Origin of the sequence: Pseudomonas sp. BF-B-30, assembly GCF_019956305.1 — a bacterium.
Lineage (GTDB): Bacteria > Pseudomonadota > Gammaproteobacteria > Pseudomonadales > Pseudomonadaceae > Aquipseudomonas > Aquipseudomonas jessenii.
On the sequence record NZ_JAHBDG010000007.1, the window covers coordinates 1 to 21,264 of the forward strand.

A 21,264-nucleotide genomic window follows, 5' to 3' on the forward strand; every position below is an offset into this window, starting at 1 on the left:
ACGGCCAACCGGTGCTGATGCGCCACTACAACGCCCTGCCGATCGATCCGTCGGCCAACATGGGGTTCGGCCTGCATACCCTCAGCACCCACGAACACAACGGCCACTCCCCGGCCGAAAGCGACGGCTATTCCAATGCGTTTTTCTTTCCGGGGCAGTACTACGACTATCGCTGGCCGATCCAGTTGGCCGGTTACGACACCATCAACACCAGCGCTCAGGATCCGCGCGCGGCATTCCCCTGCGCGCCGGGTGAAACCCTGTTCGTCAACGATGCCACGCCGGGCTTCAAGACCTGCGACAACGGCAGCATCAAGATCCGTGGCGACTGGCGCGAAGCCATGAGCACCCACTGGTTCCACGACCACATGCTCGATTTCACCGCGCAGAACGTCTACAAGGGCAACGCGGTGATGATGAACTACTACAGCGCCATGGATCGTGGCAACGAAGCGCTGCAAGACGGCGTCAACCTGCGCCTGCCCAGCGGTTCGGCGTTGCCCTGGGGCAACCGCGACTATGACGTCAACCTGATGATTGCCGACAAGGCCTGGGATACCAATGGCCAACTGTGGTTCAACCCGTTCAACACCGATGGTTTTCTTGGCGACCAGATCCTGGTCAACTGGCAGTACCAGCCGCGCCTGAACGTGCGGGCGCGCAGCTATCGCTTCCGCATTCTCAATGGCTCGGTGTCGCGCTACTTCAAGATCGCGCTGGTGCGTGAGATCGCCGGTACCGGTGGCGAATTCCCCGGCCCGGCGGGTTCCGGCCTGTCTTACACCCGCGTGCCGTTCCATATGATCGCCAACGACGGCAATCTCATGGAACACGCGGTGCCGTTCGACGGGAGCATGGACCTGGACGCCGACGGCGATGTGCAGGACCACAACGCTATCCTGCCCACCCTGGCCATCGCCGAGCGTTACGACATCATCGTCAACTTCTCGAAACACGGGATCAAGACCGGCGACAAGCTGTACTTCGTCAACCTGATGGAGCACCACGACGGCAAGGGTCCGGAGGTTGCATCGCAGAGCCTGGCCGATGTCTTGTCCGGCAGGTACAAGGCGGTGCTCAAGCTGGGCAGCAAAGGGCTGGAATGGGACGCCGGCGATCCGGTGGTGGGCAAGTTCATGCAGATGGTGGTGCAGACTTATGCCGGCCAGGACGTGAGCATGAACCCCGCCGACTACGAACCCGCCAAGCCAGGCCAGCCGGTGGGTAAAAGCATGATCCCGCTGACCCTCAACCGTGACGATCCGACGGTGCAAGCCACACTCAAGGCGGCGCGCCATCGCGAGTTCACCTTCGGCCGCTCCGACGGTACCGACGAAGAACCCTGGACCATCAAGACCGACGGCGGTTTCGGCTACCAGATGGATCCTCGGATCATCAGCGCCGCTCCGCAACTGGCTACCGGCCCGACCGCTGCCGGGTTCTCCGGCGACGGCACCCTGGAAGTGTGGAAAATCATCAACGGCGGCAACGGCTGGAGCCACCCGGTGCACGTGCACTTCGAAGAAGGCATCGTCCTCAAGCGCGACGGCAAGGCACCGCCGGAATGGGAAAAATGGGCGCGCAAGGACGTCTATCGGATCGGGCAAGAAGTCGACAGTTCGGTGGACGTGGAGATAGCGATCCGCTTCCGCGAATTCGCCGGGACCTACATGGAGCACTGCCACAACACCCAGCACGAGGACACCTCCATGCTGCTGCGCTGGGATGTCGAGAATCCGGGCCAGTTCCAGTTGATGCCAACCCCCCTGCCCGGCTGGGACGGCGTCACCTACGTCAATTCCGCCGCGCTGCCGACCTTCCGCACTGGCGATACACGTGTCGAGGACCCCGATAACCAAAAACCGGTCGCCAACGCCGACAACGCCATCAGTAACACCGGCCAACCGGTGATCATCAACGTGCTGGCCAACGACAGCGACCCTGACGGTAACGTGCCGCTTAAAGTGGTGGGTCTGGAGCAACCGGACTCCGGCAAGGGCGTGGTCAGCACCGATGGCCTGCGTGTGACCTACACACCACCGGCCACGGTCCCCGCGCCGTTCACCGCGACCTTTACCTATAAGGCCGCCGATGCCAAGGGCGCCGAGTCGGCACCGGCGACGGTGTCCGTGGCGGTCTCGGCAGCGGTCAACGAGAGCCTGATCGTCACCAGCGCCACCGTCACCGCCCGCAGCAACAGCCGCTGGTATTGGGTCCTGTCCGGCACCACCTCCCGTGGCACGGGCAATACCATCACGGCGACGGCCACCACCACAACCGGTACGGTGAACCTTGGCGCTGCCGTCCTGACGCAGACACCGACAGGCGCGCGCTGGAACATAGCGGTGACCACCGCCGGCAGTGGCCCGTCGCCTGGCCCGACGGCGACCATCAAATCGGCCTTCGGCAAAACCGTGACGGTGCCGATAAAGGCGAACTAGAGCGGATTGATCGACGCCCGGCCCATGCAATGTGGATCGGGCGTTTTTCTTTTGTGCAGCGTGCGGTGGGACCGAAGTGGGTTTTGTTGACTGTCCGCTCTATCCGCAAAGTGCCTGATGGATCTCAGCCTTTGTATTGACTGTTACACCGCCATCGCGGGCAAGCCCGCTCCCACAGGGGGTCTGCGTCGAGCATAATTTATAGGCTGGCTGAAGATCCTTGTGGGAGCGGGCTTGCCCGCGATGGCGGCACCTCGGTCTATCAGACAAACCACATTCCATCCCCCTGGCAGCATGGTCACATGATTGGCCGACGAACTATCGATGAGGTCCCAGTCACCTTTGCGGCGCCACCATCCGGAAGCGGATATTGATCTCGTTGGACACCACACTGTCCGCCCACTCGCCCTCGCCGATCTTGAAGTCGTCACGCTTGAGCACCAGTTGGCCCTCGAAGATGCCGATGGCGCTCTCGGATTTGAGCAGCACCGGTACACTCACTTCCCGAGTAAGCCCCCGCAGGGAAAGCTTGCCGGTGATGGTGTAGCGGTTATTGCCCAGGGCCTTGATGGACGTCGACTCGAAGGTCGCCACCGGATAAGTCGCCGTGTCGAACCACGCCGGTTTTTGCAGCTCGGTGTTGGCGTCGCTGTTGCCAGCGTCGATGCTGTTCAGGTCGATGGTCAGCGCGGCATGGGCGGCGCCGGGGTTATCGGTGTCGAAGTCCAGTTTGGCCTTGAACTTGCCAAAGGTGCCGTAGGCTCTCGACCCCATCTGCTCATAGGTGAAGCTCAAGGTACTGGCCCTGGCGTTCACATCCTTGTATTCCACGGCTCCAGCAAACGGCACCAGGCCGAACACCAACGTGCCGGCCAGAGCGACGCAACGCGCGGATCGAAGGTTCATGACGCTCTCCGGGAGGGCTCCCGTCCTGAGTTGGCGTGCCGCACAAGTCGGGTCGTATCAGATGGACTAAAGCAAACAACCGGCGTTTATTCCACCTCACCCGTTGATTTGCGACCACCTGCCGCTGGCCGCCAGCGCTACCCGCACTCCCCGCGTTGCCACGCCCGCCGCAACAGGTCGATCACCTCGGCATCCGAGGTTTGGGAAAAATTCATATACCAATGACCAATCGACGTGAACCACTCGGGCATCAGCGGACAGATCAACTCATCCACCTCGCTGCGCAGCGCCTCCACCGTTTCGATCGGCGCCACCGGCACCGCCACCACGATGCGTGATGGCGCCTGCGCCCGCAGCGCCTGGATCGCCGCCCTCATCGAAGCCCCGGTGGCCAGGCCGTCATCGATCAGGATCACCACCTGATCCTTGAGCTGCACCGCCGGTCGCGTGCCACGGTAGACCTGTTCGCGGCGTAGCAACTCGCGGCTTTCCCGTTCGACCACGGCGTCGAAAGCGGCGCGATCAATCGGGTGCACCCGCAGCGCCTCTTCATTACGAATCTGGATACCACCGCTGGCAATCGCGCCCATGGCGTACTCCGGGTGGGACGGCACGCCGAGCTTGCGCACCAGCATCAGATCCAGGCGAACCTTCAGCGCCGTGGCCACCTCATAAGCCACCGGCACGCCGCCACGGGGCAAGGCCAGAACGATGACATCGGGGCGATTGGCGTAAGGCAGCAACGGCTCAATCAAACGCCGCCCGGCTGCTGCTCGGTCTTGCAGGATGGAATGGGACAAGGGGCTCATTTGAAAACCTCCCCAGGCGATAGCGCCTGTCTTTTTCAGTCACACCGTCCTTTTGTGGCGAGGGGCTTTGTGGCAAGGGACCTCTGAACAGCATGCCCCTCCCGCAGCGTTCCGCCTACACCAACCGCTCAATCTTCTGATGCTGCCACACCAGTTTGTAATACAGCGTCTGCAACACCAGCATCCCCAGATACGCCACCGGAAACGCCATCCACACCCCTTGCAATCCAAACTTCGCATCCAGCAGATACGCCGCCGGCAACTGCACGCCCACCACGCACACAATGGAAATCGCCACCGGCACCATCACCGTACCGCTGGCGCGCATGATGCCGCCGATAATCGCCTGGAAACCAAACACCAACAGGCTCCAGAGCATGATGTGCAACAGGTGCTCGGCCATGCCAAGTGTCGCCTCCTCAGTGAGGAACGACGCCAGCAACCAGCTCGACAACAAGTACCCGAGCACCACCAGACCACCGGTCAAACACACGTTGATCATCAGCCCGGTCTTCAGGATCGGCCCGATGCGCTCGATGCGCCCCGCCCCAATCGCCTGGGCGCCAAGAATCGACGCGGTGATCGCAATCGACAGCGCCGGGAACTGCACGTAATTGACGATCTGCGTCACTGCGCCATACGCCGCCGTCGCCTGGGACCCGTGCTGGTTCACCAGCGCCAGAATCACCAACTCCGACAGCGACAACACCACCATCTGCAACCCGGTGGGCAAACCGATGCGCAGCACCTTGCCGAGGATCGCCACGTCCAGCTTCATCGCCGCAAAGAACTCGCGATCCGGCGCCAGTGGATGGCCCTTGCCGATCAAGCGCCATGCCAGCAACCCCATCGCCACCAGGTTACCCACCAACCCGGCAATCGCCGCACTCTGAATCCCCATCGGTGCAAAACCCAGCCACCCGCGAATCAACGCCGGTGTCAGCGCCAGTCCCACACAGGTCGACACCACCAGCGCCAACAACGGCGACAACGTATCGCTCACCCCGCGCAGCAACTGCGTGAACAACACGAACACCAACAGCGACGGCATGATCCACAACATCACATGGGCATACGCCACAGCATCGTCCAGCACATCCGCGGGCGTCCCCAACCCCACCAGCGCCGACCGCGCAAACACGCTCCCCACCACCGCCGCCACCAACCCGATCAACACCCCCAACAACAACGTCGCCCCGGCAATCGCCTTCACCAGATGCGTCTCCCGCGCCCCCCACGCCTGCCCGATCAACACACCCGCGCCGGCACCGAGGCCGATCACCAGGGCGATGAAGAAAAACACGATGGGGAACATCCCCGACACCGCCGCCAGGGCCTGGGTGCCGAGCATCTGGCCGATGTAGATGCTGTTGACCGTACCGGACATGGATTGCAGGAAGTTCGACAGGACCATGGGGGCGAGGAACAGCAGGTAGGTTTTCCAGAGGGGGCGTTGGGGTTGGGTTTGCATTCGGGAAGGTCCATCTCGACGGCCGGAGCGATGATTAAGGATAGCGTGGGTGGCTGAATCCAAGGGCCCGTGAACATCTCAGGTCTGTGTTTATATTTCCAGCGACGTGAGGTGAAAGGTCTGAAGTTTCATCATCAAAGGTCCCACACAAAGCTCGGAATCCCTCACCTTCCCGCGCTGATCTCATGGGGCTTACAGTCGGCGCCGTCGCCCAAATGGCGATTCGGGTTTGGCGACCTGACAATAGAGAATGACCGACTGACGGCCTTGAGCCAAACAAACAGAGATCATTCAAAATGAATCGATATATGCCCCTCACCGGAATCGATCTGGTTCCGGCCTCCCTGCTCATCGACACCCAAGCCCCCCTCGACGTCCTGCAAGCCATGGCCGACTACCGTATTCGGACAGTCACGCAAGTGCTGGAAAACATCGCCTACCGATCAGAACTCGGTTGCGACACCGTGGTGTTGGAGGACTTTTCCAAGCTGCTGGTCATTCCGTTGAGGGATGGTTGTGATTTGATGGATGTGATTGGGCGGCGGTTGCGGGCGCAGGTGGCGGAGTGAATGAAAACGGGCGCCAAAGGTGCCCGTTCTTTTTGTCCGACGAGAAAAGCGGCTTTTTGTTCTGTGGCGTAAATTTCGTCTGTTTTCGTTTTCAGACCTTCGCGACAGGCAGCAATCGTCAAAAGCAGCCGCTCACGAACGACTACTTCCGACCCAATATAGCCTGTCAGTAGTCTTGGAGGTTCTTTCCTTTGACCAGTTCATCTGCCCACCCCGGCTGCCGCTCGAACTCCTCGAACAGCTCGAAAATGGTCGACTTGACCTTCTGCACGGCATTGCTCTCTACAACCGTGTCATGCCAGCACAGCGAAAGATCCCGCTTGAACAGTCGATGATCGATCCTGGCCAGCTTGAGCCTGTGTTGCACAAGCTCAACATGGGCCGCGGCCCACGGCAGGATCGTGACACCGAGCTGCGCCTTGACGGCTGAGAACAACAGGTCGGTGGAATTGGCTTCGAATTCAACCTCGCATTTCAGGCCGGCCTCCTGCAGTGCAAATTCGACCCGACTGCGAATGGTGTTCGGAGCACAGGGCAGCACCAGCGGCATCTTCGCCAATGCCTCAATCGACACCGGTTCATCCGGTAATGAAAACTCCGGCCACGCCACCAAGTACAGCGTTTCGGTTAACAGCCGCCGGAAAGCCATGCCCCGGGTTTCGACCACATCGACATTCACCGCCAGTGCCACTCGCCCTACCGTGATCAGACGTCCGAGTTCGGCGCTCGGAGAATCAATCAATTCCAACTTGATACCCGGATAACGGCTGCGAATCGTGCGTGCGAGCGGAATTGCCAGCATGCGCGCCGTACTCGACGGCATGCCGACCGAGACTTTGCCTTGCGGGAATTCGGCGTCCTGGCGCAGCAGTTCGTGGGTGCCGTCGGCCTGGCGCAGCAGTTCGATGGCATGCCGATAAAGCGTTTGCCCAGCCGCCGTGGGAACAACGCCATGCACGCTGCGCTCGAGCAGTTGCATGCCCATGTCCTGCTCCAGGTTGCGCATCTGCTGGCTGATGGCTGGCTGCGCGATATGCAGCGTTTCACTGGCGCGGGTGATGTTCCCGCACTCGACCACCTTGATGAAATACCGCAACTGGCGCAGGTCCATGTGTACCTCCCAAGCCATATGATTTTCCGATGAGTGTAGAGGAATATCATATTTGAAGGTTATGAGATACGGCGCCTAGACTCGTCTCACAACACGAAGCGCTAACGGTCGTCACAGGCGAATGGCGCTTCAACGGCCTTGGTGCAATGGCCGGTATTCAACCCTTCAATGGAGAGTCCTATGCAAGCTTTGCAAGGCGTGAAAATCGTCGACCTGAGTCGCGCACTGTCCGGGCCGTTCTGCACCATGGTGCTGGCAGACCTCGGTGCCGATGTGATCAAGATCGAGCCCGGCCCGACTGGCGATATGAGCCGCACCTGGGGCCCCTTCGACCGTGGCGTGAGCACCTACTATTTATCGTGTAACCGCAACAAACGCGGCATGTGCATTGACTTGCGCACCCCCGAAGGGTTGACCACCATCGAGCAGCTGATCGATGACGCCGACGTCGTCATCGAGAACTTCAAACCGGGCACGCTGGAAAGCATGGGCCTCGGTTATGAGGTGCTCAGCGCCCGCAATCCGCGACTGGTATTGGGCAGCATTAACGCCTTTGGCGCCGACGGGCCGATGAGCAGTTGGCCGGGCTTCGACCAGATCGCCCAAGGCTACTCGGGGCTGATGAGCCTGACCGGTTTCGTCGATGGCGACCCGACACGCACCGGCACCGCCATCGGCGATTTGACTTCGGGCATGTGGCTGGTGACAGCGGTGCTGGCCGCGCTGCTCGAGCGCGAGCGCACCGGGCGTGGCCAACATGTCAGCACGTCGCTGCTGGCCAGTCTGGTCGGGTTGCTGAGTGTGCACGGCCAACGCTACCTCAGCCTGGGGGATGTGCCGCGCCGCACCGGTAACGCCCATTCGGTGATTGCACCTTACGGCGTGTTCCAGACAAAGGATGGCCCGCTCAATCTGGCGCCGATCACCTCGGCCATGTGGGGGCGTTTGTGCATACTGCTCGATTTGCCCGAGCTGCCGGATGATTCGCGCTTCGCCACCAATGAAGCGAGGGTCGAACGTCGTGACGAATTGAGAGAGATTCTGGAAAGTCGTTTGAAAACCCGCAGCAAACGCGAGTGGACCTCGCTGTTCGTCGACGCAGGATTACCCGCCGGCCCGATCAACACACTCGATGAGGTCTTCGACGACCCGCAGGTACTGCACAGCCAACTGACCGAGACACTCACGCACCCGACCCTTGGTGCACTGCGTCAGGTAGTGACCCCGGTGTTCTGCGCCAATGACAGCGTTGTCAGCCGCCCACCGCCGCTGCTTGGCGAACACACCGTCGAAGTATTGCGCGAAGCCGGTTTCGACGCTGCATCAATCAACGCACTGCTCGCCGCTAAAATAGTGTTCCAGAACGCCGATGACATGACCGGCGCGCAATCGACAGGAGCCGCACAATGAATTCAGCCTCTTCCACAACAGTGACCGTCAACCGGGTCGATGAACGCATCGCGCGGCTGGTCTTCAGCAACCCCACACACCGCAATGCACTCAGCGCGCAACTGCTGACGGCGCTCGACGAAAGTCTCATCGCACTGGCGTCACAACGCATCCCGGTGGTGATCCTCGGCAGCGAAGTCGGCCAATCCGTGTGGAGTGCCGGCCACGATATCCGCGAACTGCAACACGACCGCGACCCGATTGCCTATGGCAAACCGCTCGAACAGGTATTGCGCCGCATCCGCGCCTATCCCGGCGTGGTGGTTGCCCTGGTGTCCGGCTCGGTGTGGGGCGGCGCGGTGGATCTGGTAATGAGCTGCGACATGGTCGTCGCGGACCGCAGCGCAAGCTTTGCCATGACTCCGGTGAACATTGGATTGCCCTACACCACCAGTGGATTGCTGCGCTTCTTCAACAATTTGCCGATTCATGTGTTGAAGGAAATGTTTTTCACTGCACAAAAGCTCGATGCGGTGCGGGCGGAACGGTTTGGTCTGGTCAACCGACTGGTCGACACTGATGTGCTGGAAGCGACCGCGCTGGAGCTGGCACACGGCATCGCCTGCAAAGCGCCGCTAGCCGTTGCGGCGGTCAAGGAACAGCTGCGTATCCTCGAAGACTTGCAACCGATTCCGGTGCAGGCGATGGAGCAGATTGCCGAACTGCGCCGACAAGCCTGCGAAAGTGCTGACTTTGGCGAAGGACTGGCAGCCTTTGCCGAGCGCCGGCCAGCAGCATTTAATGGCAATTAGCACGACAGCGTTGAAAGCTTCTGTGTTTGTACGACCGACTTCGCAGGCAAGCCACGCTTCCTCGTTTCGTCACGCTCGGCCCGAAGCGAGTCGATTGCTAAACATCCCGAAACAATAACAACAAGGACGGTACCTGCGGGACCGTCCGAATGCGGGGAGTCAGATTGAAATGAATAATGAAATTCTGTCGATTTTAGTGCTAGTGGTCATTTTCGGCATCGCCAGCGTGTTGCCCATCAATATGGGCGCGCTGGCGTTCGCGGCGGTCTTTATCGTCGGTTCGGTGATAATGGACATGACACCGGCGACCATTTTCGCCGGCTTTCCCAGTGACCTGTTCCTGACTTTGGTCGGTGTCACCTATTTATTCGGCATCGCCCAGAACAACGGCACCATCGATTGGCTGATCGAACGGGCAGTGTTGATGGTGCGTGGCCATGTCGCCTGGATACCCTGGGTGATGTTCGTGGTGGCGGCGCTGCTCACCGGTTTCGGTGCGCTGAGCCCTGCGGTGGCAGCCATCCTCGCGCCTATTGCTCTCAACTTCGCCGTGCAGTACCGCATCAACCCCGTGCTCATGGGACTGATGGTGATTCACGGCGCTCAAGGCGGCAGTTTCTCCCCTGTGAGTATTTTCGGTGGCATAACCAATCAGATCGTTGCGTCCTCCGGGCTGCCTTATGCACCGTTCACTCTGTTCATCGCCAGCCTGCTGTTCAACCTGGGGATTGCCATGGTGGTATTCGTAGTCTTCGGTGGTTTACGTAGCGCTCGCGTGTCAATGGTGGTGGTCCCGTCCGGTCCCGAATTGCATGCTGCCGGTGCATCGCTGGCCATTCTTGGCCACGGTGGTACGCCGGCGTCCCCTGCTTATCATCGTACTGACCTGACGGGTGCCGGTGCGCCGCTACATACCCTCAGCGGCCTGGACGGGGCCAAGCTGTCGACGCTGGTCGGGCTGTTGGCCCTGGCGATCTCGGCATTAGTGTTCAAGTTCAATATCGGGTTGGTGGCCATGACGGTCGCGGTAGTCCTGGCCATGTTCGCGCCCAAGGCGCAGAAGGCGGCCATCGACAAGGTCAGTTGGTCGACTGTTCTGCTGATTACCGGGATCATCACTTACATCGGAGTGATGCAGACCATCGGTACCATCGACTATGTCGCCCATGGCATCTCCGGCTTGGGTGAACCGCTGCTGGTCGCTTTGCTGCTGTGCTTCACGGCCGCAATTATCTCGTCCTTCGCTTCGTCCACGGCGTTGCTAGGGGTGATCATTCCCTTGGCCGTGCCATTCTTGAGCCAGGGCCACATCAGTGCGGTCGGCGTGGTCGCGGCTATCGCCATTTCCACCACCATCGTCGACACCAGCCCGTTCTCCACCAATGGTGCGCTGGTGGTTGCCAATACCCCCCCGCTGGAGCGAGAAAAAGTGTTGCGCAGTCTGCTGATCTATAGCGCGGTGGTTGCCCTGGTGGGACCCTGTGTTGCCTGGTTGACCCTGGTGGTGCCCGGGGTGCTCTGAGCCTTCGGGTCAGGCCCTGATCAACCTGACGGACTCAATTTTTCCGTCACCTGCCACGAGGGGTAAACTCCTACACGATTTTCGGAAGGGAAGAATCGAAGCCATAAGTGCAGAACCTGCCCGCCCGCAAAAATGAGCCTTTTGAAATGGAAGTCATCTCATGTTCGAACGTAACAAACTGGTTCCGGAGTTAATGGTAAGCAACCTGGATAGCAGCCTGGCTTTTTGGGTTTATTGCCTGGAGTTCAAAGTAGCTTATCAACGCCCGGAAGATGGATTTGCATACCTTGATTTGAATGGTGCTCAAGTAATGCTTGAGCAGGTTGATTCGGACGCGGGTCAATGGCTGACTGCGCCGTTGACCAAGCCGTTTGGAAGAGGCATCAACCTGCAGATTGATGTTGAGGCTGTCGCACCCATCATCCAAAAACTTGATCAGGCTGGATTTCCTCTCTATCGAGAATGCAAAGACACCTGGTATCGGGCTGACAATGTAGAAGTAGGCCAGCGCGAATTCATCGTCCAGGATCCCGACGGTTATCTCGTAAGGTTGGTAGAGCGGTTGGGTGAGAGACCGGCTTGCTCAATCTGAATCAGAGCAGCCCTTGACGAGTGGCGACGGTCGTGACCCTCCCCTCTCGTCCCACTGCACCGCTCAAAGCCCCTTCCCCTGCTACGCACCCTTCACACTCACGCCTGATCCATAGCCTCTTCTACCACGCCCTTATCCTCCCCCAGGAACCCGCCGCTTTGATGCTGCCAAAGCCGCGCATAGACGCCGTTCTTCCCGAGCAATTCGGTGTGGGTGCCCTGTTCGATGATGCGTCCGTCATCCATGACGATGAGCCGATCCATGGCTGCAATCGTGGACAGCCGATGGGCGATGGCGATCACCGTCTTGCCCTGCATCATTTCATCGAGGCTTTCCTGAATGGCCACTTCGACTTCCGAATCCAGCGCGCTGGTGGCCTCGTCAAGAAGCAGGATCGGGGCGTTCTTGAGCATCACCCGGGCAATCGCGACGCGTTGGCGCTGGCCGCCCGACAGCTTGATGCCGCGCTCACCCACAAGGGTGTCGTAACCGGTATGGCCTTGCCGGTCGCTCAATTGACTTATGAATTCATCGGCCTGGGCATTGGCCGCGGCGCTGCGGATTTGCGCGTCGGTCGCATCGGGACGGCCGTAGGCGATGTTGTCGCGAATGGAACGGTGCAGCAGTGAGGTATCCTGCGTGACCATACCGATGCAGCCGCGCAAGCTGTCTTGCGTCACTTGTGCGATGTTTTGGCCGTCGATGCGAATCTCCCCGCTGTCGACGTCATAGAAACGCAGCAGCAAGTTGATAAGCGTGGATTTGCCGGCGCCAGAGCGGCCAACCAAGCCGATTTTTTCGCCCGGGCGGATGCTCAGGCTCAGGCCATCGAGCACCTGGCGTTCGCCATTGTAATTGAAGCTCACCTTATCGAAGGTTACCGCGCCGCCGGAGGTCACCAGCACGCCGGCACCCGGCGCGTCCTGCACCTTGGTGCCCTGGGTCAGCGTTGCCATGCCATCCTGCACGGTGCCGATGCTCTCGAACAGCGAGGTCATTTGCCACATGATCCAGTTCGACATGCCATTGATACGCAACGCCATGGCGGTGATTGCCGCCACGGCACCTGCGCCGACCTCACCCTGGTGCCATAGCCACAGGGCATAACCACCCGCGGCCATGATCAACGCCACCACCAATGCCTGGTTGACGATTTCGAACTGGCTTACCAGGCGCATCTGGCGAAAGCCGGTGTGCTTGAAATCCTCCATCGCTGCGCGCGCGAAGTGCGCTTCACGATTGGAGTGGGAGAACAGCTTCACCGTAGTGATGTTCGTGTAGGCGTCCGAGATACGCCCGGTCATCATCGACCGCGCATTAGCCTGTTCCTGCCCGACTTTCCCCAGACGGGGCACGAAGTACAGCATGGCCAGGCCGAACAACACGACCCAGGCAACGAAAGGCAGCATCAGTTTCAGAGCGAAGCCGCCGGCCAGTGCGATGATCGCAATGAAATACACCCCGATCCCGGGTGCGATCTCGATAAGGGTGAATAGCACGTCGCGCACCGCTAGCGCAGTCTGCATCACCTTGGTAGTGACTCGGCCGGAAAACTCATCGGAAAAAAACGAAAGGCTTTGTCGCAACATCAGGCGATGGAAGTCCCAGCGCAGCCGCAACGGCAAGTTAATCGCCAATATCTGGTGCTGCACCATGGTGCGCAACGCCACCAGCCCGACACTGGTCACCATTACGATGCCCATGCCCCACAACACGCGACTTTCCTGCGCAGCTGCTTCACCGCCTGCCTGCCAGGTCGAGAGCAGGTCCACGACCTGCCCGAGGAAGGAAAACAGCCAGGCTTCGTAAATCGACACACCGGCACTTAGTAGCGCAAGTGCAAGGATGTAACCGCGGGCGCCCCGCGTACAGGCCCACAGGAAGCGAGCCAGGCCATCGGGTGGCGGTGGTACCTCGTCAGGAGGAAAGGGGTCGAGCCTTCGTTCAAACGCACGAAGCATGGAGTTCTCCAAAACGATCAAGTTGAGGAGATTCTGCCATTGAACGGTTGCTTTGAGGGTTTTGCGAAGTTGAGGTATGACGCTGTTGGCAGGTCGCTCTTAGGATCGGGTTGCCGGATGCGGGCTATCAAACGTTGCCAGAGACCCGGTCGGCAGGGATAGATCGGCCGGTATCGAAGGGAACAGGCCAAGACCGGACGCTCATCCAAGGACCGCTTTCAGCCAGAAGCAGCCGAAAACATCACAGACAGAAACGCAGGTGGCTGAGGAAATTCATGCCAATGGCGACTGATTGAACATGACTCATAGCATTCACTACAGAGAACTAAATTCAGTCATCCTCGAAAGTCCACCCTGATGTCTAAGGTGCCATGCATCACTTCCCTTAATGCCTCCACTAAAGCGGAAGCGGCAGGCGGTAAAGTAGTACCTGCCAGGCGGGAAATACCGATCTGTTCCAGAATCATAGGTTCTAAAGCGGGAAGCGGAACAAGGCTACTACTGTGTGCCGGATCGAAAACAACCGACTGGGGCAATATCCCAAGAAGGTCTGTCTGTTTTAATAGCCAAAGTATATTGAAGAAGGACACCGTTTCTATAGCTGCACACGGCGGATCAACATTTTCCCGATAAAAGATGCTATCAAACTGCTTCCGCAAGGTCGTCTCTGCGGGTGGAAGAATCCAGGCTTCGCGTGCGAGTTCTTCAAGTTGAACCTTTGATTGTTGAACAAGAGGATGTCCCCTCCTCGCAACAACGATGGCGTTCTCGCTAAAAAGAGCTTCTTGAGAGACAGCAGCACTTGAGCCAACATCGGAAAGCCTCCCAATCAGGAAGTCTAGCTCTCCCGAGATAAGTCGAGGTATCAGTTCGCCACTCACTCCATCGACAACTTTAATACTGACACTTGGCTGTTTTTTCCAAAGCCGTGCAATAGCCGCAGGCACGAGATAACTTGATCCGGTTAGCACACTTCCTATGGCAACACGTCCCGCATGCCCCTTGCCAAGAGCATCAATAGCTTGGGAGACATGGTCTAGCTGGGCAAGCACCATTCGGCTGCGCTCTACAAAGGCCCGACCAAGCTCTGTAGGTGTAACGCCTCGACGGTTCCGTATGTAGAGCTGAGCCCCCACGGCCTCTTCAAGGTCTTGCAAGAGCTTGCTGGCAGTTGGCTGTGAGAGGTGAAGCGAGCGCGCTGCATGCACGACACTGCCATATTCGAACAAGGCTATAGCTAAGCGAAAGTGCCTTACTGTCGCCCATCTTTCCAGTCTGTCCAGTCCCATGTGATATTCCAATTCCCGATACCACCATCACTATATTCTAGATTTACGAATACCATAACCCCCCCTAGAATCTGTCCATGGGAGCCGTCTTCCTACTCGAACGCATGATTAAAGCCCCCCAAAAGACCTAGGGCGGATTAATAGAAATATCACCAGCAACATGCACTGCCTTTGTTGCCGCGCCGAAGCGACAACACTCAACCAGACTTGAAAACTTAACAGTTGAAAGCAAGAGCTTTTCTTGTCGTTGCTTTTAGTTGCTGGCTAGTTTCACCATCATCAACATAATCGGAGCAAGAACCATATGAGTGCAAAAAACCTCGAAACCGTTAAAAATTACTTTAAATACTGCGTAGACGGAAAAGATGCCGAGCGAGTTTCCGAATACTTTGACATCGACGTAATTGTGCACCGGCCTGACTGCGACGCTCCAATCCATGGTCTGGAAAACTTCAAGCGAGCCTTGAGCACAAATGTTCTCGATCGATACCAGGCAATTAACACTACCTTCAGTAAGGAAGTCGTCACTGATGACGTTGTGGTGGTCGCATTGACGCATTTCGCCACCGGGTCAAATACGTGGCATGGTTTTAACGTTGAAGGTAAGAGCCTGACTTGGACAGCCCTTACGTATTTCCGTTTTAACGGGGAAGGTAAGGTTGTCGAAGAAATCGTAGAACGAAACGAACTGTTCATGGCCAAACAACTAGGGATCATCAACTACGACTGACGTTTGCCAAGACCACCAGGTAGCCGTCCCTCCACTGCCCAGACTGTTACTCAAGAAAGAACCGCGCAAGAACTTGACCGGTACCGACGGGTCAATAGCTGTCTACTCGATAGGCAGCTATCGGCCAAGAGCCGTCGTTCAGGACAGTACAAACGACTGGCTTTTCACTCTGGCGAAGTAAAGTGAATGAGATATCTTGTCGAGCTGTCGATCCGCTCAACACTCCAAGGAAGCCAATGCTCAGTTCACTCGTATCAAATGGTCAACCACGAACGCCTGACCGATCAGAACTGATGGCCCCCTGGTGGAGTTTTACTAAAACAGTCCTGGCAGCGACAGCCCTATCATTGGTGCGTGATGCGCTGGTCGGATTGGACGACCCAATTCTTGATCAGCCTTTCACGTTACGCCAACTACTGCGACATGAGGCAGGTCTCGCCGATTATGGCGAACTTGCGGAGTATCACGCCGCCGTTGCTAACAATGAGTCAGCTTGGTCGGCAAGTGAAATGATGCAACGCCTTGATGGTGCTCGACTTCGATACAGCCCCGGAACCGATTGGCGCTACTCGAATGTTGGCTACTTGCTCATCGGCAGGCTCATTGAACAGCTAACGGATCTGACGCTTGATGATGCAGTGAGTCAACGTGTACTTATCCCTCTGGGCCTGTCGAACGTTCGCTTCGCTAAAACGCGTGCAGACTTACATACGGCCCATCTTGGAGGGACCTTAAATTATGACCCCGCCTGGGTCTATCATGGTTTGTTGATCGGTCCAATTTCACAAGCAGCGCTATTCTTGGATCGACTCCTCTCTGGAGACCTTCTCTCCCCGGGCCTGCTCCTGGAGATGCAGGCAGCACGAACATTGGGTGGCCCAATTCCCGGGCGCCCATGGATCGCCCCGGGCTATGGCCTTGGTGTGATGCAGGGTTCGATTGACGGCGGACTTTCCCTATGCGGACACACAGGCTGCGGACCTGGCAGTGTCATTGCCGTTTACCGTATCTGCAACGGCGACGCATCGGCTTGTTGCGCTGCTTTTGAGGCGGGCGCAAGTGAAGGTGCCGTCGAAACACACGTTGTTGGACAGCTGATACAAGTCCTGCGGCAAGGGGCTGAAGGCGTCTAAGTCCTTCTTGCGGCAGCCTCATGATTCTTCGGAGACCGCGTTGGGTCGTTTACTGCCCTTCACGACAGGCAGCAACCGGACAAAAGCAGACGATTACGACTGGATTTTTACTCCGCCTCAGTGATGAAAAAAGGCGCCTATTCGGCCAATGCCTGTCAGTTAAGCCCCGGACATTGTGGGAGCGAGCTTGCTCGCGATAGCGGACCGTCAGTCACCCCTTATGTGACTGTCCAACCGTCATCGCGAGCAAGCTCGCTCCCACAAGGTTTGCGGTGCCTTAAACGCTTAACTGACTGGCATTCGCAAGGATCTGGACATCTGGTTGCCGAACGGTCGGCGCTTGCTCAATAGCTTCAACCTTTCACTTGAGCCCGGTGACAGCCTGCTGATCAGCGCACCGTCCGGCTACGGCAATGCAACACTTGAGCGAGCAACTGGATGACGAACTGGACTGGTCGCAAATCCTGAGCGTTGGCGAACAGCAACGCTGTGCCTTCGTCCGCGCCCTGTTGGCCCGCCCCGCGGTGCTGTTCGGCGCTGGATGCGGCGAACGAGGCGCGCTGCTATCAGTTACTCAAACAAACGCTGCCGAAGACGATCCTGATCAGCGTCGGCCACAATGCCTTGCTGGAACGCCTCCATTGGCAAGTTCTGGAACTGCAAAGCGAGGCTCAGTGGGTGCATCGAAAGGTGATGCAACCGGTATGACTTCGCAGGGCACACAGCTACGTCAAATCGAACGCGAGCAAGTAATCAGACATCTATCACAGTATTTTCACATCCATTGGCATACGGTGGATCCAGCTCCTTTGTGATTTCCAGCCCGCTCTCCCCATCGCGGGCTTTTTTTCGTCTGCTCGATTCAATTCGTATGAATCAACAAGACGCCCCAGCCATCAGGGGGAGGACAAGTGACTAGAGCAGTCGGACGACTATGGCGGCGGCGGCAAAGATTATCAGTGCCAGGGCGGCACCGATGCCAAATGGCAGCAGAGTAGCGCGGGTCGAGGTCGGGCTACGCATTTCTTCGGCCATGAACCTTCGGATCTCGACTTGTAGTTTATCGAGTTCCAGATTGTCGCGGTCGTTTTGTAGCATGGATCATCCTGTCGGGCTTTGCTATTAAAAAGGCTCTCACCGAACGGCCAGTGTCCCCCTTCCTGCCCCTTCAATATTCCCCGTTTTTCATTTTTTGGAATAGCGGGTCACTCCTGCCGAAGTTGTAGGCAGAATCCGAGAATTGCGTAAGGGGGTCTATCAACGGGGCCGAAACAGAAAAGCTGATCGCTCATAACACATTCCCCAAGCGCCAAACGACCCTGCTTACAGTCGATTAGCTAAACTTCATCAGTAACCCACTTCGCGAATCCCTGAAAATTCAGGAGGCGAACATGAGCAAACAACCGCAACCCCAAAGCCGCTCCAACCCCCAACCCAGATCCCGTCCGTTGGTGCCGAACCTGCCGAGCAAAACCGGCAACAAGTCCGGTGGCTTGCGCGGTAACTATCCGCCGAAGAAGTCGTAACTGCCTCGGGTGTACGACAGGCTTTGCAACGGAGTCTGTCGCACTCCCCCGTCACTTCAGCATTACTTGCCTCTATATCGGACATTGTTTTCCACGAGCGACGTCGTAGCTGCCTAGAATGATGGCCAAAGGCTACGCTCTCCACGACATCTCAAATACAGCTCGACCATGCCGCCAACAGATTCGCATCCCTGACTCTGAAAACGTCTGCCCCTTAACGTACCCAAGCCTTCGCGATGTCCCGTGTTGCCATAAACCCTGCTTTTTTCTGGCTCATTTACATGGAGTAAGCGTACATGCCCTTCCCCCCTCGTTTCCTCGACCACTACCGCAAAGCCGACCGCATCATGCTGGGCCTGATCTGGCTGATGTTCGCGTTCGCTATCGGCCTGGCGTTCTGGCACGACACGTTGAAGCAGGCGCTGCTGGTGGGCGGTGGCACCAGTGTGTTGCTGACGCTGTTGTATCGAGCCATTGGCGGAACGCGGTTGATGCGTTGTCTGCTGGGCGTGGGTTTGATGGTGATGGCGGCGTTGCATATCAATCAGGCCGAGGGGGTCATTGAGTCGCACTTCGGGATTTTTGCGTTGTTGGCAGTGCTGACGTTTTATCGGGACTGGCTGCCGATTCTGGTGGCGGCGGTGACGATTGCGCTGCATCACGTGGTGTTTCATGCGCTGCAGCATCAGGGTTTTCCGGTGTTTGTGATGGCCCATCACGGTGGCTGGACGATGGTGTTCGTTCACGCTTTTTATGTGGTGATGGAGACCGTCGCGCTGCTCTATCTGGCGATGCACAGCCAGGCCGATGCGGTGGAGAGCCAGGACATGCTGGACAAGATGCTCGCCACCACGTCCCAGTTCACTGTCGGTGCCGGCCAAGGTGACAAGGCGCGAGTGCATGTGTCGCTGGCACAGCGCTTCGATCAGTTTTTGATGCAGATCACCGCGTTGGTGGACGGGGTGGTGCGTGACTCTCAGGGTTTGGGTCAGTTGGGCCAGGAGTTGGCCAAGGCCAGTAACACGCTGGAGAAAGGCGCCAAGCATCAGTTGACGGAAATCGCGCAGATGACCGGGTCGATGCAGCGCATGGGCGATGCGATGGAGCACATCGTGGTGCATGTCGAGCATGCCGTTGCCCATGCCGGCCAGGCCAGCGCGCAAGTCACTCGCGGCCAGGAAAGTGTGAACCGTGCGCGGCAGGAAATCACTCAACTGGCCTCACGCCTGGAAGGCACCAACCAGACCGTGCAGGTACTGGCCGGGCAGGCGCAGCAGATCGGTACGGTGCTGGAGGTGATCAGCAGCATTGCCGAGCAGACCAACTTGCTGGCGCTCAACGCGGCGATTGAAGCGGCGCGCGCCGGCGAGCAAGGCCGGGGCTTTGCGGTGGTGGCCGATGAGGTGCGCAGCCTGGCGCAGCGCACGGCGGTGTCCACCAAGGAAATCCGCACCATCATCGAGGCCTTGCAGCAAGGCAGCCGCAAAGCCGTGGAGGCCATGCAGGACAGCCGCGAAGGTGTAGTGCGCTGCGTCGAGGACAGTCAGGTGGCCGCAGCGATGTTGCAGGCCGTCGGCAGCGACATCTCGCAGATCGATGAGCTCAATGGGCGGATCGTCACGACGACCCGCGAACAGTCCACGGCGAGTTTCGAGATTGTCGGGCGCTTGCAGTCGGTGCAAAGCATTGCGCAGAACACGGCGGATGATGTGGAGACACTGGCGCTGAGCAGTCGGCGCTTGCCGCCCATTGCGACCCGGCTGGATGCGTTGGGGCGGACGTTTCATCAGTGATGTTCGACGGGAGAAGTTTTCCGTTGGTCGAACCGATTTGCTCTACAGACTCAATAAACCTATCTTTGAGTCTATGGACTCAAGATAGGTATTGATCATGGCCGTCCCCCTGCAACCCCAATCCTTCAGCAAAAACCAATGCGTCACCGGCCTGCGTGCCGCCGTGAGCATTCTGGAAAAGTGGAAGGCCAACAGCGATCAGGCCTGTCGCATCCTGCGTATTTCCCGCAGCACCTACACCCGCGCCCGGCAGCGGGACCCGGACTGGGCGGTGGCGCTGGATGCGGACCAGATGCAGCGCATCAGTTTTGTGTTGAACATTCACGCGACGTTGCGGCTGGTGTTCGACAACCCGGGTAACGTGTACGGCTTTGCCTCGATGGCCAATGACAACGAGTTTTTCAACGGGCGTTCGCCGCTGGAGATCATGGCCCAGGGCGACATGATTTCGCTGTACGAAACCTTCCGCCGCATCGACATGCTGCGGGGTGCGCAATGGTGATGGCGAGTGAGTTGGCGGTGTTTGCCGGTCAGTCGTTGCAGGCTTATCGCCTGGTCAATTCGAAGTTTCCGCCCATTGCGTTGTTTGATGATGTGGCGGATGCGGCCGAGTTCGAGGTGTTGTTCGAGATTCAGGCTCTGACCAATCCGCGGTTGAAGAATGAGGTGGGTCAACTGGAGTTGATTGCGCGCCGCGAGATCCCGTTCGGCATTCCGGGTTGCTCCTACGCCATTGCGCCGTTTACCCACGTCAACCCGGCGGGCTCGCGTTTCAGCGATGGCCGTTTTGGGGTGTTGTACCTGGCGGAGTCGATGGAAGCGGCGTTGGCCGAGGTGCGGCATCACCAGGCACTGTATTGGTCGAGGGTGCCGAGCCTGAACTATGAGCGCTTTGTGTTTCGTGGACTGGCCTGTGCATTTGGCGATGGCGGGATGAAGGACGCCACGGCCCTGCCGATGAGCGATCCGGTGTATGCGCCAGACGACTACAGCCACTCCCGTGTGCTGGGGCAGGCGGTGCGCGATGCCGGTTGCCCCGGTTTGCGTTATCACTCGGTGCGGATGCCGGGCAGTCATTGCTGGGCGTTGATGACGCCGAGGCCGGTTTCGTCGATTGTGCAGACGGCGCATTACGAGATGGTCTGGAATGGGCAGATCACCAGTGTCAGTCAGATCAGTGAGGCTTGAGTCCCGTTGTCAGACACATGAA

Annotated in this window: 19 protein-coding genes and 1 pseudogene; 13 read left to right on the forward strand and 7 right to left on the reverse strand. The window is 58.5% G+C overall.

The genetic code is table 11. The features are described 5' to 3' along the window. Nucleotides 1–2,441, forward strand: a 2,441-nt coding sequence (locus KGB29_RS04210; RefSeq protein ID WP_218543913.1) for an Ig-like domain-containing protein, incomplete at its 5' end; no start/stop codon positions are given. Nucleotides 2,442–2,777: 336 nt separating this feature from the next. Here KGB29_RS04210 and KGB29_RS04215 read toward each other — a convergent pair. From KGB29_RS04215 to KGB29_RS04225, 3 genes are all read right to left on the reverse strand, one after another. Further along, nucleotides 2,778–3,347: a YceI family protein gene (locus KGB29_RS04215; protein WP_150814803.1), complete on the reverse strand. Its 570-nt coding sequence runs from the start codon at nt 3,345–3,347 to the stop codon at nt 2,778–2,780. Nucleotides 3,348–3,484: 137 nt separating this feature from the next. Next, the gene (locus KGB29_RS04220) at nt 3,485–4,156 is read right to left on the reverse strand and encodes a phosphoribosyltransferase (RefSeq protein ID WP_150814802.1); all 672 of its coding nucleotides are present in this window, start codon (nt 4,154–4,156) and stop codon (nt 3,485–3,487) included. Between the two features lie 115 nt (nt 4,157–4,271). Beyond that, on the reverse strand, nt 4,272–5,627 hold the full coding sequence (locus KGB29_RS04225; RefSeq protein ID WP_150814801.1) for an MATE family efflux transporter: 1,356 nt from the start codon (nt 5,625–5,627) through the stop codon (nt 4,272–4,274). 296 nt (nt 5,628–5,923) lie between these two features. Here KGB29_RS04225 and KGB29_RS04230 point away from each other — a divergent pair, with 296 nt between their 5' ends. Further along, entirely contained in the window at nt 5,924–6,196 is a 273-nt protein-coding gene (locus tag KGB29_RS04230) for a hypothetical protein (RefSeq protein WP_007976567.1), read from the forward strand. Nucleotides 6,197–6,362: 166 nt separating this feature from the next. Here the strand turns inward: KGB29_RS04230 and KGB29_RS04235 are convergent, their stop codons facing one another. Further along, nucleotides 6,363–7,307 (reverse strand): LysR substrate-binding domain-containing protein, encoded by a 945-nt coding sequence (locus KGB29_RS04235; protein ID WP_150814800.1) that lies wholly within the window; start codon nt 7,305–7,307, stop codon nt 6,363–6,365. Nucleotides 7,308–7,487: 180 nt separating this feature from the next. Between KGB29_RS04235 and KGB29_RS04240 the strand changes: the two genes are divergently transcribed. The 4 genes from KGB29_RS04240 (at nt 7,488) to KGB29_RS04255 (ending at nt 11,622) form a co-directional block, all read left to right on the forward strand. Further along, nucleotides 7,488–8,717 (forward strand): CaiB/BaiF CoA transferase family protein, encoded by a 1,230-nt coding sequence (locus tag KGB29_RS04240; RefSeq protein WP_150814799.1) that lies wholly within the window; start codon nt 7,488–7,490, stop codon nt 8,715–8,717. Continuing rightward, entirely contained in the window at nt 8,714–9,508 is a 795-nt protein-coding gene (gene scpB, locus KGB29_RS04245) for a methylmalonyl-CoA decarboxylase (RefSeq protein ID WP_090454900.1), read from the forward strand. Before KGB29_RS04240 ends, scpB begins: the two co-directional genes overlap by 4 nt. A 169-nt stretch (nt 9,509–9,677) precedes the next feature. Then, entirely contained in the window at nt 9,678–11,030 is a 1,353-nt protein-coding gene (locus KGB29_RS04250; protein WP_150814798.1) for an SLC13 family permease, read from the forward strand. Nucleotides 11,031–11,190: 160 nt separating this feature from the next. After that, on the forward strand, nt 11,191–11,622 hold the full coding sequence (locus KGB29_RS04255; protein ID WP_150814797.1) for a bleomycin resistance protein: 432 nt from the start codon (nt 11,191–11,193) through the stop codon (nt 11,620–11,622). A gap of 98 nt (nt 11,623–11,720) precedes the next feature. On the opposite strand, the gene KGB29_RS04260 is transcribed toward KGB29_RS04255, so the two are convergent. Together KGB29_RS04260 and KGB29_RS04265 are read right to left on the reverse strand one after the other, a co-directional pair. Continuing rightward, the gene (locus tag KGB29_RS04260; RefSeq protein ID WP_090454898.1) at nt 11,721–13,583 is read right to left on the reverse strand and encodes an ABC transporter ATP-binding protein; all 1,863 of its coding nucleotides are present in this window, start codon (nt 13,581–13,583) and stop codon (nt 11,721–11,723) included. Between the two features lie 335 nt (nt 13,584–13,918). Further along, nucleotides 13,919–14,872, reverse strand: coding sequence for a LysR family transcriptional regulator (locus KGB29_RS04265; RefSeq protein WP_150814796.1), 954 nt, complete (start codon nt 14,870–14,872; stop codon nt 13,919–13,921). 304 nt (nt 14,873–15,176) lie between these two features. Between KGB29_RS04265 and KGB29_RS04270 the strand changes: the two genes are divergently transcribed. The 3 genes and pseudogenes from KGB29_RS04270 to KGB29_RS04280 all read left to right on the forward strand — a co-directional run. Further along, entirely contained in the window at nt 15,177–15,602 is a 426-nt protein-coding gene (locus tag KGB29_RS04270; RefSeq protein WP_150814795.1) for an ester cyclase, read from the forward strand. 236 nt (nt 15,603–15,838) lie between these two features. Next, a complete protein-coding gene (locus KGB29_RS04275) occupies nt 15,839–16,735 on the forward strand; it encodes a serine hydrolase domain-containing protein (RefSeq protein ID WP_150814794.1) in 897 nt (298 codons plus the stop codon). A gap of 304 nt (nt 16,736–17,039) precedes the next feature. Next, nucleotides 17,040–17,443, forward strand: a pseudogene (locus KGB29_RS04280) (hypothetical protein); the annotation flags it as partial. Between the two features lie 207 nt (nt 17,444–17,650). On the opposite strand, the gene KGB29_RS04285 reads toward KGB29_RS04280, so the two are convergent. Continuing rightward, on the reverse strand, nt 17,651–17,833 hold the full coding sequence (locus tag KGB29_RS04285; RefSeq protein ID WP_150814793.1) for a hypothetical protein: 183 nt from the start codon (nt 17,831–17,833) through the stop codon (nt 17,651–17,653). Nucleotides 17,834–18,126: 293 nt separating this feature from the next. Here KGB29_RS04285 and KGB29_RS28620 point away from each other — a divergent pair, with 293 nt between their 5' ends. The 4 genes from KGB29_RS28620 to KGB29_RS04300 all read left to right on the forward strand — a co-directional run bounded on the left by KGB29_RS28620 (nt 18,127) and on the right by KGB29_RS04300 (nt 21,242). Next, a complete protein-coding gene (locus KGB29_RS28620) occupies nt 18,127–18,261 on the forward strand; it encodes a hypothetical protein (RefSeq protein WP_256355847.1) in 135 nt (44 codons plus the stop codon). 296 nt (nt 18,262–18,557) lie between these two features. Beyond that, on the forward strand, nt 18,558–20,054 hold the full coding sequence (locus tag KGB29_RS28700) for a methyl-accepting chemotaxis protein (RefSeq protein ID WP_150814792.1): 1,497 nt from the start codon (nt 18,558–18,560) through the stop codon (nt 20,052–20,054). A 97-nt stretch (nt 20,055–20,151) separates the two neighbouring features. Beyond that, nucleotides 20,152–20,556 (forward strand): antitoxin Xre-like helix-turn-helix domain-containing protein, encoded by a 405-nt coding sequence (locus KGB29_RS04295; protein WP_150814791.1) that lies wholly within the window; start codon nt 20,152–20,154, stop codon nt 20,554–20,556. Next, nucleotides 20,550–21,242 (forward strand): RES family NAD+ phosphorylase, encoded by a 693-nt coding sequence (locus KGB29_RS04300; RefSeq protein WP_150814790.1) that lies wholly within the window; start codon nt 20,550–20,552, stop codon nt 21,240–21,242. The genes KGB29_RS04295 and KGB29_RS04300 overlap by 7 nt, the downstream gene beginning before the upstream one ends. The last annotated feature ends 22 nt before the right edge of the window (nt 21,243–21,264 follow it).